The organism is Paraburkholderia sp. GAS33 (assembly GCF_050436645.1).
Taxonomy (GTDB): Bacteria; Pseudomonadota; Gammaproteobacteria; order Burkholderiales; family Burkholderiaceae; genus Paraburkholderia; species Paraburkholderia phenazinium_B.
In genome coordinates, this window is record NZ_JBNDMP010000005.1 from 513,376 (window position 1) to 528,054 (window position 14,679).

General features: G+C 62.6%; 16 protein-coding genes. 11 read left to right on the forward strand and 5 right to left on the reverse strand.

Annotated features, from left to right (window positions below; genetic code table 11):
- Window positions 1–67 precede the first annotated feature (67 nt).
- From P3T24_RS18845 to ptsP, 3 genes are all read left to right on the forward strand, one after another.
- On the forward strand, window positions 68–556 hold the full coding sequence (locus tag P3T24_RS18845; protein ID WP_429436796.1) for a PTS sugar transporter subunit IIA: 489 nt from the start codon (window positions 68–70) through the stop codon (window positions 554–556).
- 53 nt (window positions 557–609) lie between these two features.
- Complete coding sequence (locus P3T24_RS18850) at window positions 610–879, forward strand: HPr family phosphocarrier protein (RefSeq protein ID WP_074263248.1); 270 nt, start codon at window positions 610–612, stop codon at window positions 877–879.
- Window positions 880–1,088: 209 nt separating this feature from the next.
- The gene (gene ptsP / locus P3T24_RS18855) at window positions 1,089–2,840 is read left to right on the forward strand and encodes a phosphoenolpyruvate--protein phosphotransferase (RefSeq protein ID WP_429286745.1); all 1,752 of its coding nucleotides are present in this window, start codon (window positions 1,089–1,091) and stop codon (window positions 2,838–2,840) included.
- A gap of 85 nt (window positions 2,841–2,925) precedes the next feature.
- Here ptsP and P3T24_RS18860 read toward each other — a convergent pair whose 3' ends face one another.
- The 3 genes from P3T24_RS18860 to gpmA form a co-directional block, all read right to left on the reverse strand.
- Window positions 2,926–3,687, reverse strand: coding sequence for a HesA/MoeB/ThiF family protein (locus P3T24_RS18860; RefSeq protein ID WP_429436799.1), 762 nt, complete (start codon window positions 3,685–3,687; stop codon window positions 2,926–2,928).
- 166 nt (window positions 3,688–3,853) lie between these two features.
- Window positions 3,854–5,443, reverse strand: coding sequence for a S41 family peptidase (locus P3T24_RS18865; protein ID WP_074263251.1), 1,590 nt, complete (start codon window positions 5,441–5,443; stop codon window positions 3,854–3,856).
- Window positions 5,444–5,843: 400 nt separating this feature from the next.
- Window positions 5,844–6,590: a 2,3-diphosphoglycerate-dependent phosphoglycerate mutase gene (gpmA, locus tag P3T24_RS18870; RefSeq protein ID WP_074263252.1), complete on the reverse strand. Its 747-nt coding sequence runs from the start codon at window positions 6,588–6,590 to the stop codon at window positions 5,844–5,846.
- A gap of 148 nt (window positions 6,591–6,738) precedes the next feature.
- On the opposite strand from gpmA, the gene P3T24_RS18875 reads away from it, so the two are divergent.
- The 5 genes from P3T24_RS18875 (at window position 6,739) to P3T24_RS18895 (ending at window position 9,871) form a co-directional block, all read left to right on the forward strand.
- A complete protein-coding gene (locus tag P3T24_RS18875; protein ID WP_074263253.1) occupies window positions 6,739–7,164 on the forward strand; it encodes a rhodanese-like domain-containing protein in 426 nt (141 codons plus the stop codon).
- Window positions 7,161–7,421, forward strand: a complete 261-nt coding sequence (grxC, locus tag P3T24_RS18880) for a glutaredoxin 3 (RefSeq protein WP_074263254.1) — start codon at window positions 7,161–7,163, stop codon at window positions 7,419–7,421. Before P3T24_RS18875 ends, grxC begins: the two co-directional genes overlap by 4 nt.
- A gap of 194 nt (window positions 7,422–7,615) precedes the next feature.
- Window positions 7,616–8,086 (forward strand): protein-export chaperone SecB, encoded by a 471-nt coding sequence (gene secB, locus P3T24_RS18885; RefSeq protein ID WP_074263255.1) that lies wholly within the window; start codon window positions 7,616–7,618, stop codon window positions 8,084–8,086.
- Between the two features lie 21 nt (window positions 8,087–8,107).
- A complete protein-coding gene (locus tag P3T24_RS18890; protein ID WP_074265918.1) occupies window positions 8,108–9,106 on the forward strand; it encodes an NAD(P)H-dependent glycerol-3-phosphate dehydrogenase in 999 nt (332 codons plus the stop codon).
- A 201-nt stretch (window positions 9,107–9,307) separates the two neighbouring features.
- The gene (locus P3T24_RS18895; RefSeq protein ID WP_429436802.1) at window positions 9,308–9,871 is read left to right on the forward strand and encodes an O-acetyl-ADP-ribose deacetylase; all 564 of its coding nucleotides are present in this window, start codon (window positions 9,308–9,310) and stop codon (window positions 9,869–9,871) included.
- On the opposite strand, the gene trmL is transcribed toward P3T24_RS18895, so the two are convergent.
- Together trmL and P3T24_RS18905 are read right to left on the reverse strand one after the other, a co-directional pair.
- Window positions 9,844–10,314 carry a tRNA (uridine(34)/cytosine(34)/5-carboxymethylaminomethyluridine(34)-2'-O)-methyltransferase TrmL gene (trmL, locus tag P3T24_RS18900; protein ID WP_429436805.1) on the reverse strand — a complete coding sequence of 157 codons (471 nt, stop codon included), beginning with the start codon at window positions 10,312–10,314 and terminating at the stop codon, window positions 9,844–9,846. The genes P3T24_RS18895 and trmL overlap by 28 nt on opposite strands.
- A gap of 18 nt (window positions 10,315–10,332) precedes the next feature.
- A complete protein-coding gene (locus tag P3T24_RS18905) occupies window positions 10,333–11,115 on the reverse strand; it encodes a phosphoribosyltransferase family protein (RefSeq protein ID WP_429436808.1) in 783 nt (260 codons plus the stop codon).
- Window positions 11,116–11,200: 85 nt separating this feature from the next.
- On the opposite strand from P3T24_RS18905, the gene P3T24_RS18910 reads away from it, so the two are divergent.
- From P3T24_RS18910 to coxB, 3 genes are all read left to right on the forward strand, one after another.
- Complete coding sequence (locus P3T24_RS18910; protein WP_429436810.1) at window positions 11,201–12,184, forward strand: methyltransferase domain-containing protein; 984 nt, start codon at window positions 11,201–11,203, stop codon at window positions 12,182–12,184.
- 267 nt (window positions 12,185–12,451) lie between these two features.
- Window positions 12,452–12,925, forward strand: a complete 474-nt coding sequence (locus tag P3T24_RS18915) for a DUF2244 domain-containing protein (RefSeq protein ID WP_074263260.1) — start codon at window positions 12,452–12,454, stop codon at window positions 12,923–12,925.
- A 66-nt stretch (window positions 12,926–12,991) separates the two neighbouring features.
- Window positions 12,992–14,671: a cytochrome c oxidase subunit II gene (gene coxB / locus P3T24_RS18920; RefSeq protein ID WP_429436812.1), complete on the forward strand. Its 1,680-nt coding sequence runs from the start codon at window positions 12,992–12,994 to the stop codon at window positions 14,669–14,671.
- Window positions 14,672–14,679: the final 8 nt, after the last annotated feature.

Sequence of the window (14,679 nt, forward strand, 5' to 3'; positions counted from 1 at the left end):
CGAGGGCGTGACGACCGGGTTAAAACCCGGGCCACGGTTCAGGGCCGTTTTTTGCAGCAAGGCTGACATGGCAGGCATTCTGATCATTGCGCACGCCCCTCTCGCAACGGCGCTCAGGGACTGTATCGCACACGTTTACGGGGGCTTACCGGCCCGCATCGGCGTCATCGACGTCTCACCGGACTGCGATCCTGTGGAGGTCGTGGCATTCGCGCACTCCGAGATCGATCGGCTCAGGGAAGAGAACGGCGCCCTGGTGTTGACCGATATGTTCGGCGCGACGCCTTCCAATATCGCCGCGCGGCTCGCGTCGCTGCCCGATGTGCGCGTACTGGCCGGCGTGAATCTGCCGATGCTGCTACGCGCGGTCTGCTATCGCGCGACGCCGCTCGACACGCTGGTCGACAAGGCGCTGGCCGGGGCGACCAAGGGCGTCCAGGCGATCGCGCCGGGCACGCCCGCGCCAGTGTGCGCACCGCCTGTGATGGGCGATTGCGTGCCTGCCATGCTGCCGGAGAGCGATCTCACCCACAAGCAGGGCACGACGAGCCTGTAACGGTTTCGGTTTCATCTTTCATAAACATCATTACCCGCGCTTCGGACCATTACATGCTGCAACAGGAAACGACTATCGTGAACAAGCTGGGGCTGCACGCGCGCGCGTCGGCCAAACTGACGCAACTCGCGGGTAACTTCCAGGCGGAAATCTGGATGAGCCGCAACGGGCGGCGCATCAACGCGAAAAGCATCATGGGAGTGATGATGCTGGCCGCGGGCATCGGCAGCACGGTGCTGATCGAAACCGAAGGCTCAGACGAAAAGGAAGCGATGGACGCACTACTGAAACTGATCGCTGATAAATTCGGCGAAGGTCAGTAACGCGGCGCGTTTACAGATTATCTGGGTCGTCACGCCGCGGTTTTCCGCGGCGTTTTTTTTAACGCGTCACAATCGACGCGGTAACACAGCGTGTTGCGCTGCACACTGACCGGGCAGGCGCCAGTAAGCTGCGGAATTTATAATGACGTGCAAGGTCTGAGAGCATTGCAGCGGTCTACCGCGGCATCACACAACTAGAGGAGGTGCGCGTGTCGTTCACGCTGCATGGAATTCCCGTGTCACGCGGTATCGCCATCGGGCGGGCTTATCTGATCGCCCCGGCTGCACTCGACGTCGACCACTATTTAGTCGAGCCCGCCCAGATCGAAGGCGAGGTCGAGCGTTTCCGCTCGGCCCAGCAACTCGTTCATCAGGAGCTCGATATATTGCGCAACGATCTCGCGGCGGATGCGCCGAGCGAGATGGGCGCGTTTATCAACGTTCATTCAATGATCCTGAACGATGCGATGCTCGTCCAGGAAACCATCGATCTGATCCGCACGCGCCGCTATAACGTGGAATGGGCGCTCACCGAGCAGCTCGAGCGCCTGTCACGCCACTTCGACGACATCGAAGACGAATACCTGCGCGAGCGGAAAGCTGATATCCAGCAGGTGGTCGAACGCGTGCTGAAGGCGCTGGCTGGGGCAACGGCTGCGAGTCTGGTCGATAACGCGCACGGCACATGCGACGAAATGATCGTGGTCGCGCATGACATTGCGCCGGCCGACATGATGCAGTTCAAAACGCAAACGTTTCAGGGCTTCGTGACGGATCTGGGTGGCCGTACCTCGCATACGGCGATTGTCGCGCGCAGCCTCGGCATTCCGGCTGCGGTCGGCGTGCAGCACGCCAGCGCGCTGATCCGTCAGGACGATCTGATTATCGTCGACGGCGATCATGGCATCGTGATCGTCGACCCCGCGCCGATCGTGCTCGAGGAGTATTCGTACCGGCAAAGCGAGAAGGCGCTCGAGCAGCGCAAGCTGCAGCGTCTGAAGTTCTCCCCCACGCAGACGCTGTGCGGCACGCGCATCGAGCTGTGTGCGAACATCGAACTGCCCGACGATGCGAAAGCGGCGGTGGATGCGGGTGCAATGGGTATCGGCCTGTTCCGCACCGAGTTCCTGTTCATGAATCACAAGGACAAGCTGCCGGCCGAAGAGGAGCAGTTTGCCGCCTATCGCCGCGCGGTGGAGCTGATGAACGGGCTGCCGGTCACGATCCGCACGATCGACGTGGGGGCCGACAAGCCGCTCGATTCGATGAGCGGTGGCGATGGCTATGAAACCGCCGCCAACCCGGCGCTGGGGCTGCGTGCGATCCGCTGGAGCCTGTCCGAGCCACAGATGTTCCTCACGCAGTTGCGCGCCATCCTGCGAGCGTCGGTGTTCGGCACGGTGAAGATCCTGATTCCGATGCTTGCGCATGCGCAGGAGATCGACCAGACGCTCGATCTGATTCGCGAGGCCAAACGTCAGCTCGACGACGCGGGTCTCGCCTACGATCCGAACGTGCAGGTCGGCGCGATGATCGAGATTCCTGCCGCGGCGATCGCGTTGCCACTGTTTTTGAAGCGGCTCGATTTTCTGTCGATCGGCACGAACGATCTGATCCAGTACACGCTGGCGATCGACCGTGCGGACAACGCGGTGGCGCATCTGTATGACCCGCTGCATCCGGCCGTGCTGCATCTGATCGCCTTCACGCTGCGCGAGGCGAAGCGCGCGGGTGTGCCGGTGTCGGTGTGCGGCGAGATGGCAGGCGATCCGGCGCTGACGCGTCTATTGCTCGGTATGGGCCTCACTGAGTTTTCGATGCATCCGAGCCAGTTGCTGGTCGTGAAGCAGGAGATCCTGCGCTCGCACGTGAAGAGTCTGGAGAAGCCGGTGGCGGATGTGCTGGCTTCGTTCGAGCCGGAAGAGGTGCAGGCTGCCTTGAAGCGGGTCGCGGCGGTGTGAGCTTGGTTCCTCGCCGCGTGCGCAGGCGTGCACTTCGCACTTGCACGCGCGGGGAAGCACTGATCGATTGGGCTTAACCTTAACTCTACGACGGACGATGCGCGTGGCCGCAGACCGGGCAATCCGGCTGGCGCGCGATGCGCATCGTGTTCCACTCCATTCGCAGCGAATCGAGCATCATCAGGCGGCCGACGAGCGGCGTGCCGATTCCCGCAATCACACGCAATGCTTCGGCGGCCTGCATCGCGCCGATGATCCCCACTGTCGGCGCAAATACGCCCATGGTCGAACAGGCCACTTCTTCGAACGGCTGGTCCTCCGGGAACACGCACGCATAGCAGGGCGAGGCGGCGTCGCGGAAGTCGAACGTGCTGATCTGCCCATCGAAGCGCAGTGCAGCGCCCGACACGAGCGGCACCCGGTGCGCAAAGCACGCGCGATTGATGGCGTGGCGCGTCGCGAAGTTATCGGTGCAATCGAGCACAACCGTCGCGTGCGGTACCGCTGCGTCGAGCCACGCATCGTCGACGCGTTGCGCGACTGCATCCACTATCACATCAGGATTGAGTTGGGCGAGCGCGTCGCGCCCGGACTCGACCTTGCTGCGACCTACCGAAGCCGTCACGTGCAGAATCTGGCGCTGCAGGTTGGTGAGATCGACGGTATCGGCATCGACAAGCGTCAGCTTGCCCACGCCCGCTGCGGCCAGATACATCGCCGCTGGCGAGCCCAGCCCTCCCGCGCCGATAACGATCGCATGTGCATCGAGAAAGTGCTGTTGCGCCTCGATACCGAGTTCGTCGACAAGAATATGGCGGGAATAGCGGAGAAGTTGATCGTCGTTCATGGCGGGCGCCGAGGTGTGTCGCGCGGAGGCGGCAAACACGCCAGCCGCATTCGAGGTCAGGCGTTGCCTGCTGCGCGAGCATTCGTTCTGTTGATTCTAATCGCGCTGGAGAAAAGGGTCTTCGCAACGTGTCGCGCTGCGAAGACCCTTAGATGAAACTTGCTGCTTAGTTGGCTTGCGATGCCGGAGCCGGCGCGGAAGCCGGCGTGCTCGCCGATGCACCCATGCCTGGAACCGGAGTGGTCGGCTTGACCGCCACCGGCGCCGAAGCGGATTGCTCCGGCTTGTTCTGCGCGAGACGGCGTTCGGAGAGCGACTTCGATTCCTGCACCGGCTTACCTTCCAGCTTGTTCAGGCCTTGTTGCAGCATGAAGTCGTCGGCCGAACCGAACTCGACCGGCTTGCGGTCGCGGTCCTTCTGGCGTTGTTCCGGCGTCTTCTTGTCGTTCTGCTCTTCAAGCGCGCGCAACTGGTCCATGCGATCCTGCTCGCGTTGTTCCTGTTCCTTCTTCTCGTCCGGATCCTGCGTGTTTGCCAGGTGGTTCGAATAGTCCACTTCGCGCGTCACGAGTGCGTCGTCCGGATCGCCGTCCGCGTACTGGTCAACCGCAACGTCCGGGCGGATACCCTTGTTCTGGATCGAACGGCCGCTCGGCGTGTAGTAGTACGCCGTGGTCAGGCGCAGCGCGGTGTCGGCGGTCATCGGACGCACCGTTTGCACCGAACCCTTGCCGAAGGTCGTCTTGCCGACGATCAGCGCACGATGCTGATCCTGCAGCGCACCGGCAACGATTTCCGATGCCGACGCCGAGTAGGCGTTGGTCAGCACGATCATCGGCACGGTCTTGAAGATCGGCGCTTCGTCCTTCAGCGGGTCGCTGTCAAACGACGGCAGACGGTAGTTATCGTAGGTATCGCGGTAGACCTGCTTCGAATCCGGGATCTGCCCGTTGGTCGAGACCACCACCGAATCCGGCGGCAGGAAGGCGCCAGCCACGCCGACCGCGCTTTGCAGCAGACCGCCGCCGTTATTGCGCAGGTCGAGCACGAGGCCCTTCAGGTTCGGCTGCTGGCGTGCGATTTCCTGCAGCTTTTCGGCCAGGTCAGGCGTGGTGCGTTCCTGGAAGCTGGTGATGCGGATGTACGCATAACCCGGCGCCAGGATCTTCATCTTCACGCTCTGCACCTTGATGATGGCGCGCGTGACCGTGAGCGGGAACGTGCGGTCATCGGTCTTGCGGAAGATCGTGAGCGTAACCTTGGTGCCCGGATCGCCGCGCATCTGCTTGACGGCCTGGTCGAGCGTCATGCCGCGCACCGGCTTGTCGTTGATACGCGTGATCAGGTCGCCCGGACGGATACCGGCGCGAAACGCCGGGGTGTCTTCGATCGGCGAGATCACCTTGATCAGGCCGTCTTCCGCCGAAATTTCAATGCCGAGGCCCGCGAAGCGGCCCTTGGTCTGTTCCTGCAGTTCTTCGTAATCGGTCTTGTCGAGATACGACGAGTGCGGGTCGAGGCTCGACACCATGCCCTTGATAGCGGCCGTGAGGAGCTTCTTGTCATCGACCGGTTCTACATATTCGTGCTTGATCTGTCCGAAAACTTCGGCAAACAGCCGCAGCTGATCGAGCGGCAGCGGCGCGACGGCGCTGCTGGCGGGTTGCTGGGCCGAGGCTGAAAGTTGCAATGTTGCAAAAACGCCGGTAGCAAGGCCCGCGGCAATCAGGCCGATATTTTTCAGGTTCTTTCGCATAGAGTCTGTTGCGGTCGGAAGCGCGTGGCAGCGTCAAAGAGATGGGGACGGACAAGTATAACTGCACACACCCGCCCAGGCAGTGCACAGCGATAGTAATCGCAATTCGACAGCGCAAGGCGCGCCGGGTTCTGGGGATTTACGCCGGGGAGCAGAGAAATGTGCGGTAACGGGTGAACGGTGATGTCCTGGATCGGCAGTGTACCTTGCGCTGCGTACACCGGCCGGTTCGGGCGAGTGTACACAGCGTGTTTCCTGCAGCGTTGTATTGCGCTTTATGCAGCCAATGCCCAGGGCAAATCAGGAGGTCAGGAGGTCCGTGTGAGGCCAATGAGGCCTACGCGGCGGGAAGCCGTTGAGGAGCCCAAACGAGCGGCGCAAACGGCGCCGCTCGCGGGGTTCAGCCCGCTTTGCCTTGCTTCGCGACAGCCGCCGCGGCCTTGGCAATCGCTTCCTGGTCACCCAGATAGTAGTGCTTGATGGGCTTCAGGTTTTCGTCCAGCTCATACACGAGCGGCACGCCGTTCGGGATGTTCAGGCCGACGATGTCATTGTCCGAAATGTTGTCGAGATACTTCACGAGCGCCCGGATCGAGTTGCCGTGCGCGGCGATCAGCACCTTGCGGCCCGATTTGATGGCCGGCGCGATCGATTCGTTCCAGATCGGCATCACGCGGGCCACGGTGTCCTTCAGACACTCGGTCAGCGGCAACTCTTCGCGCGGTACCTTGGCGTAGCGCGGGTCGTTATACGCGGTGCGCTCGTCGGACGGGTCGAGTGCCGGCGGCGGCGTGTCGTAGCTGCGGCGCCAGATCAGCACCTGCTCGTCGCCGAACCTGGCAGCGGTCTCCGCCTTGTTCAGACCCGACAGCGCGCCGTAGTGCCGTTCGTTCAGACGCCACGAATGGACTACCGGCAGGTACATCAGATCCATCTGGTCCTGCACGTGCCAAAGGGTGCGGACCGCGCGCTTGAGGACGGACGTGTAGGCGATATCGAACGTGTAGCCCGATTCCTTCAGCAGCACGCCAGCCTGCTGCGCTTCACGATTGCCTTGCTCGGTCAGGTCGACATCGACCCAGCCTGTGAAGCGGTTTTCCTTGTTCCACGTCGATTCGCCGTGGCGGATGAGAACGAGTTTGTACATAAGATGGCCGGTCGGTAGTAAGGAAGCGGTAAAGCGCGGCGCACGCGGCCCGAATGGGCCGTCGCCATCGCGTCAGGCGGTTATTTTATAATGGTCGGATTGCCCCTTTCTGATTTTTCCGATTTCTCTCTTTTTCGGCGGATTTTCCGTGAAGTTTTTCACCGATTACACAAACCTTGTACTCATCGCGATCGTCCTCATCTCCGGTGGGTTGCTCCTGTGGCCGACCATCAGCCGCCGGGGTCGCGGCGGCCTGACCGCAGCCGCTGCCACCCAGCTGATCAACCGCCGCAACGCCGTAGTCATCGACCTGCGGCCGTCGGCGGAGTTCGCGAACGGTCATTTGCCCGCAGCGCGGCATCTCGAGTTTGCCGAGTTGCAGGCGAAGGTTGGCCAGCTCGTGAAGAACAAGAGCAACCCGGTACTGCTAGTCTGTCAAAACGGCCAGCAGTCGAACAAGGCGGTACGCGTCGTGCAGGACGCGGGCTACGCCGAAGTCCATGTGCTCGAAGGCGGCCTGAACGCCTGGCAGCAGGCCGGCATGCCGGTTGTGAAACAAGGAGCAGCGAAGTGAACAAGGTAATCATGTACAGCACCCAGGTGTGCCCGTATTGCCAGATGGCCGAACGTCTTTTAAAGTCGCGCGGCGTCGAGATTGTCGAAAAGGTGCTGATCGACAAGGACCCGGCCCGGCGTGAAGAGATGATGAGCCGCACAGGCCGTCGTACGGTGCCTCAGGTGTTTATCGGCGAGACGCACGTGGGCGGCTATGATGACCTTTCCGCGCTCGATCGCGCGGGCGGCTTGATGCCGCTGCTCGAAGCTGCCTGAGCGCGGGTTGATTCCAGCGGGTTAATTCCGGCTTCACGCGGGATTGATGCCGGGTTCACGCGCCGAACTGGCAAAACAGCACCAGAACAAGCCGTTGTGTCGGCGCCCGGGTTGGGCGGCGCGCAACGCACCGACCCGGCGCTCCATGGCAGCATGGCGCGCCGCAAATGACCATATTCAGGGAATATCCAATCATGTCCGACGAGAATAACCAGCCGTTCTTCAACATCCAGCGCATCTACCTGAAGGACATGTCGCTCGAGCAGCCGAATTCGCCGGCCATCTTCCTCGAACAGGAAATGCCGTCGGTCGAAGTCGAAGTGGACGTAAAGGCCGAGCGCCTCGCCGATACCGTGTTCGAAATCCTCGTCACCGGCACCGTGACGGCCAAGGTGTCGGACAAGGTAGCGTTCCTGATCGAAGCCAAGCAGGCTGGCATTTTCGATATCCGCAACATTCCGGCTGAGCAGATCGATCCGCTGGTCGGCATTGCTTGCCCGACGATCCTGTTCCCGTACCTGCGCTCGAACATTGCCGACGCGATTACCCGCGCCGGTTTCCCGCCGATCCACCTCGCCGAAATCAACTTCCAGGCCCTGTACGAGCAACGTCTCGCGCAGCTCGGCACGCAAGAAGGCGCGGCGCAGAACGGCGTCACGCACTAAGTGTTGCGCGCAGTGCCGGGTATGAAAGTCGCCGTTCTCGGCGCTGGTGCATGGGGCACCGCTCTCGCGGGCCATCTGGCGGTGCGGCACGATACGGTGCTGTGGGCGCGTGAGCCGGCGCTGGTCGCCGAGCTTGCTGCAACCCAGGAAAACGCCCGCTATCTGGCGGGCGTTGCTTTGCCGGCCGGGCTTCGATATGAGGCCGATCTGGAAGCGGCACTGAGCCACGCGTTGGCTGACGACGCGTTGTGCGTCGTCGCGACGCCGGTGGCCGGTTTGCGCGGTCTGTTTCAGGCCATGCGTGCTGCCGGCAAGGTGCCGGCTCACGTGGTCTGGTTGTGCAAGGGTTTCGAGGCCGATACGCAGTTGCTGCCGCATCAGGTCGTCGCAGCTGAGCTGGCCGGTCACAGCAGCAATGGTGTTTTGTCCGGGCCCAGCTTTGCGCGTGAAGTGGGGCAGGGCTTGCCGGTCGCATTGACTATCGCGAGCGCATCGGCTGCCTGTCGCGAGCGAACCGTGGCGGCGTTTCATCATGGCGCCATGCGTATCTACACGGGGGACGACCTCGTGGGCGTGGAAGTGGGCGGTGCGGTGAAAAACGTGCTGGCGATTGCTACGGGGATCGCCGATGGCCTCGGTCTTGGCCTTAATGCTCGGGCTGCGCTGATCACGCGCGGTCTGGCCGAAATGTCGCGCCTGGGCGTGACGCTCGGTGGCCGGGCCGAAACGTTCACCGGTCTCACGGGTCTCGGCGATCTGATTCTGACGGCAACCGGCGATCTGTCGCGCAACCGCACGGTCGGCGTGCAACTGGCTGCGGGACGCACCCTTGACGATATCCTCGGCGCACTCGGTCACGTGGCCGAGGGCGTGCGCTGTGCGCAAGCCGTGCTGGCGATTGCGCGGGCTCATTCGATCGACATGCCGATTACCGAGGCTGTCTGCGCGGTGCTGTTCGATGGTGTCGCTCCGCGCGATGCCGTAAGCGCGCTGCTGCGGCGGGACGCCAAAGCCGAGTAGGTCGGCGCGGCGGTCACGGTCACGCTTTGACCGGCGTAACGGCTTACGTAGCAAGCACATCCGTCTCAACAACGGTTCAGCCTTCTGCGGATCGGCGATCCGCGCCCCTTCAGGCCCAATAGCCCGTTCCGGATCGCGCTGAACCGTTGTCCTCTCTTCGCTGTCAACGTCTTATCGGCGTTTCGAATGGCGAGGTTCTCCATGCTCCTATCCGGTCAATGTTCGCTCGAAGCGCGCGTCGTCGATATCACGACGCTGACCGTCGACGCGATCGTCAATGCGGCTAATACGTCATTGCTGGGCGGCGGGGGCGTCGACGGTGCGATTCATCGCGCAGCGGGGCGTGCGCTGTTGCGCGAATGCGAGACGCTGGGTGGTTGTGCCACCGGCGACGCGAAAATCACCGCCGGCTATCAGTTGCCCGCGAGGCATGTGATTCACGCGGTCGGTCCAGTCTGGCACGGCGGCGGCCGAGGCGAGGCCGAACGACTGGCGTCGTGTTACTGGCGCTCGCTTGAACTCGCCAGCGAGGCGCAGTGCGCAAGCATCGCGTTTCCAGCGATTAGTTGCGGTATCTACCGTTTTCCGGCGGACGAGGCGGTAAGCATTGCGGTGGGTGCGGTGCTCGAAACCTTGCCGCGCGTGCCGGGAATCGAACGTGTGCTGTTTGCGTGTTTCGACGATGCGATGTTCGCCCGCTATCAAACCGAACTGGCCAGGCGGGCAACGCTGTTGCGTCAGTCGCCGCCTTCGAAGCCGGCCTGACGCCACGCTTCGAATACCACCACGGCCACGGTATTCGACAGGTTCAGACTGCGATTGCCCGGCCGCATCGGCAGACGCACACGCTGTTCGGCGGCGAACTGTTCCAGCACGCTGTCTGGCAGGCCACGCGTTTCCGCGCCGAACACGAACCAGTCGCCGGGCAGGAACGCATGCGCGTGAAACGCGCCCGAACCGCGCGTCGTGAACGCGAACATCCGCGCCGGGTCTGGTGTTTCGCTGGCGACGAACGCTGCCCAGTTGGCATGCACATGCATCTGCGCGTACTCGTGATAGTCGAGCCCGGCGCGCTTCATTTTGGCGTCGTCGAGTGGAAATCCGAGCGGTTCGATCAGATGCAGACGAGCACCGGTATTTGCGCACAGACGGATGACATTACCGGTATTCGGTGGAATTTCGGGTTCGACGAGGACGACGTTGAACATGATGTGAGCCAGTGGAAACTAGTTTTTCGGTGTGCGCAACGCGACGAAGTTCGTTACGCGCCGCGCCCCGGCGGCCTTCAGCACGTGTGCGAGGGCTTCGAGCGTGGCGCCGGTCGTCATGACATCGTCGACCACGGCCACGTGCAGGCCGCGCACCGGTGCGGCGACTTCAAACGCCCGGCCGACGTTTTGCCGGCGCGCATCCAGATCCAGTCGCGATTGCGGCGTGGTTTCGATCACGCGAGCGACCAACGTGGCGTCGCTGCGCACCCGAAGCGTACGCGCGAGCGGCTTCGCAATCTGCCATGCCTGGTTGTACCCACGTTCGACGAGGCGCTTCGCCGCAAGCGGGACCGGCGCGATCACGTCGGGCCATTCAGAGGCGCTTAGCGAATCGCCCGCGAGACGTGCAAGCCGCTGCGCAAACTCGTCGGCCAGCAGCAGGCGAGCACGAAACTTCAGGCCCACAGCGAGCGAATCGAGTGGCGCGCGATAGTCGGCGAGCGCGAGCGTCGCGTCGAACGGCGGCGCCGTGGCGACACAGTCCGCACACCGGTAACCGGCGTTCCTGCCGCGACGCGAACTCGGCAACGGAACCGCGCAGACCAGGCAACGCAGGCGCGATTCGTTCGCATAAGCCTCGTCACAGCCTCTACAGAGTGCACTCTGCGACAAATTGCCGCAGAGTGCACAGAGATTCGGCAGAACGGCATGAACAAGGCGCGGCCATGAAGATCCCAGCCGGGTTGCAAGTTTTGCAACCCGGCCGCAAGGTGAAAAAGCCGACACCTGGAATTGCATTGATGGGCCGCCCGCGAAACGCCAGTTACGATGAGTGAAAGGGAGCGAGCGAGTATACTTCGGGCTCTTCGTCCGCGTGACCCCCATGTCCTCAACTCCCGCAAAATCTGGCCGTCCGGCCTATGATTCCCGGCGCCTTCAGCGGATTTTCGATCGCCGCGCCGCCACTTTCGACGAGGTTGCGTTCCTGCCGCGCGAGATTGCCCAGCGTATGCGCGAGCGTCTCGATTACATCAAGGTCAGTCCGACCGCCGTGCTCGATGCGGGCTGTGGCGCGGGCGACGACCTGCCCGGTCTACGCGAGCGTTTCCCCGAAGCACCGGTGTTCGGTACGGATCTTTCCCGTGCCATGCTGACCCGCGCGCTGGCGCACGACGCCGGCGACACGAGCTGGCGGCGCTTTCTGCCGGCTTCGATCGGCAAGGCGCTCGGCGCGCGCGGCCCGCGCTTCGCCCAGGCCGATTTCTCCGCTCTGCCCTTTACGCCCGGCGCGTTCGAATTCATCTGGTCAAACCTCGCCTTGCACTGGCATTCGCGGCCCGATCTCGTGTTTCCCGAATGGCAGCGCGTGCTCAAGGTAGGGGGGCTGCTAATGTTCAGCACGCTTGGTCCCGATACACTCAAGGAACTGCGCGGCGCCTATGCCGAAGTGGAGGCGGCGCACGGTGTGCCTTCGGCAAAGCATGTGATCGATTTCGTGGACATGCACGATCTGGGCGATATGCTGGTGGAAAGCGGCTTCGAGATTCCGGTGATGGATCAGGAAACGCTCACCATCACCTATCAATCGCCGCAGTCGCTGCTTGCGGATGTGCGCCGGTGGGGCGCCTATCCGTTCGAGCGCGAGGCTGCGGCCTACCCGGGCATGGGTGCCGGGCCGGTTTCTCGGCGCTTGTACAAGGCCCTGCTGGCGGCGCTGGAGGCGCGCCGGCGGGCCGACGGCACGCTTGCCCTGACGTTCGAGGTGATCTACGGACATGCATGGAAGGCCGTGCCACGAATGACCGCCGAAGGTCACGGGATCGTGCGGCTCGAGGACATTGGCCGGGGTCCGTCGAAGAATCGTTGAACCGGAAAGAGGGCATCTGTTATGTCTGAAATTACCGGGACAAAAGTGTTTCCCGAGGTGCGTCAAAACGGCGCAGAGGCTTGTCGGGACTGGCTTGCGGGCCGATAGGGCGTTGCTTGTGGATGCCATAGAACGCGCCTATAATGCGTCAGTTTGTCGCTCGGAGTTCCCACATCCGCAGCGGCAGGCCCGAGGCGCTGGGCAGCAGGAAAGGGCGGTAGGCAACGGTAACAGGCAGGGTTAAGAGGCAACTCGCAGGAGACAGCGATGGCGTCATCTGATCTGCTGGTGGAGTCGGAACCGGTCCTCAAAGACTGGACGATGAAACGCAACTGTTCGGTGTCGCCCAGGCAGTTCGTATGGTTCTATGTGTCGCTTGCGGTGTTTTCGCTGCTGATTGCTTTCATGCTGGATCTGATCGGCGCCTGGCTGGTGCTGCCGTTCACCGGCATCGAGTTGGTGGCGGTCGGTATCGCTTTTGCAATTTACGCACGTCATGCTGTGGATTACGAACGCATCAGGCTGTTTCCGAACCGGCTGGTAATCGAGCGGGTAAGCGCGGAGCAGGTCACGCAGTTCGAATTCAATCCACGCTGGGTGCGGATCGAGCCGGGCGCAACGCCGCGTGACCACATCAAACTGGTTTCGCGTGGCCAGACGATCATGATCGGGCAACACCTCGCGCAGTATCGGCGCGCGCAATTTGCAGGTGAATTGCGCATGTGGCTCAGGCGTTGTTAGACGCATTGAGGCTCGCGCCGTTCAGGAGGAGCGCGGGGCAGCCTTCCAGCGGGGTCGAGGGTTTGAATGGAAAATTTGGGTAAGGAATCTATGAAAACAATCAAGCGAGCCCTGATGGGCGGGCTGGCGCTTACCGGGATGTTCTTTGCCGGTGCCGCGCTGGCAGTGGGTGACAGTCCTGGCGGCCCCGCCGTCAACGAGATCAACCTCCAGCCGCCTGCAACCGCTATCGCTGAGGAGCTCTATCACCTCCACACGTTCATGCTGATCCTCTGTACGGTGATCTTCATTGGCGTGTTTGGCGTGATGTTCTATTCGGTCTTTGCTCACCGCAAGTCGAAAGGCCACAAGGCCGCCCATTTCCACGAAAGCACCACCGTTGAAATCATCTGGACGATTGTCCCGTTCGTCATCGTCGTGCTGATGGCGCTGCCCGCCACCAAGACGGTCATCGCGATGAAGGACACCACCAACGCGGACCTCACCGTGAAGGTGACCGGTTATCAGTGGAAGTGGAACTACGACTACGTAAAGGGTCCGGGCGAAGGCATCAACTTCTTCTCCACGTTGACCACGCCGCGTGCCGAGGTCGACGGCGAACAGGCCAAGACCGATACCTATCTGCAGGAAGTCGACAACCCGCTCGTGGTACCGGTCGACAAGAAGATCCGCATCATCACCACCGCCAACGACGTGGTCCACTCCTGGTACGTGCCGGCCTTCGGCGTGAAGCAGGATGCGATTCCGGGCTTCGTGCGCGACACGTGGTTCAAGGCCGACAAGGTTGGTACCTTCCGCGGCTTCTGTACGGAGCTGTGCGGCAAAGAACATGCGTTCATGCCGGTCGTCGTCGAAGTGCTTTCGGCTGACGACTATGCGAAGTGGGTCGCCGACCAGCAGAAGAAAATGGCCGCCGGCGCTGACGATCCGAACAAGACCTACACCCTCGCTGAATTGATGGAGCGCGGCGGCAAGGTCTATGCGGCGAACTGCGCGGTCTGTCACCAGCCGACCGGCAAGGGTGGTGGCGCGTTCCCGGCGCTCGACGGCAGCAAGGTTGCCAATGGTCCGATTGCCCAACACGTGAGCATCGTGCTGAAGGGCAAGAACGTGATGCCGTCGTGGGGACCTACCCTGAACGACGTCGAAATCGCATCGGTCATCACGTTTGAGCGCAACTCGTGGGGCAACCATACAGGCGACATTCTGCAGCCGAAGCAGGTTGCGGATGCGCGCAATGGCAAGCTGCCTGAAGGTGGGGACCACCTCGCGGGCGCGGCAGCAGGCGCCAGCGGTGCAGCCGCCGCTAGCGGCGCCGACGCAGCATCGGGCGCTGCAGCGGCATCCGGCGGCGACGCCGCGTCAGGCGCAGCAGGTGCGGCCCCGGCCTCCAGCGGTTCGGATAGCGCAGCAGCATCGCAGCCGCAGGCGGCCCTTCCGGCCAACGTCTACTTCGAGACCGGCAAGAGCACGCTGCCGGGCGACGCCCAGGCAGCAGTTGCAGCGGCTGCGGATTACGCGAAGGCGCATCCGGATGCCAAGTTCACTCTGTCAGGCTTTACGGACGCCACCGGTTCGGCCGAGCTCAATGCGAAGCTCGCCAAGAGCCGCGCGGAAGCCGTGCGCGATGCGCTGAAGTCGGCCGGCATCGCCGAAGACCATATTATTTTAAAGAAGCCGGAAACGGTCACGGGCGGCAGCGACCCCAAAGAGGCTCGCCGTGTTCAGATCAGTTCCGCAGCCTGACGTGTTCA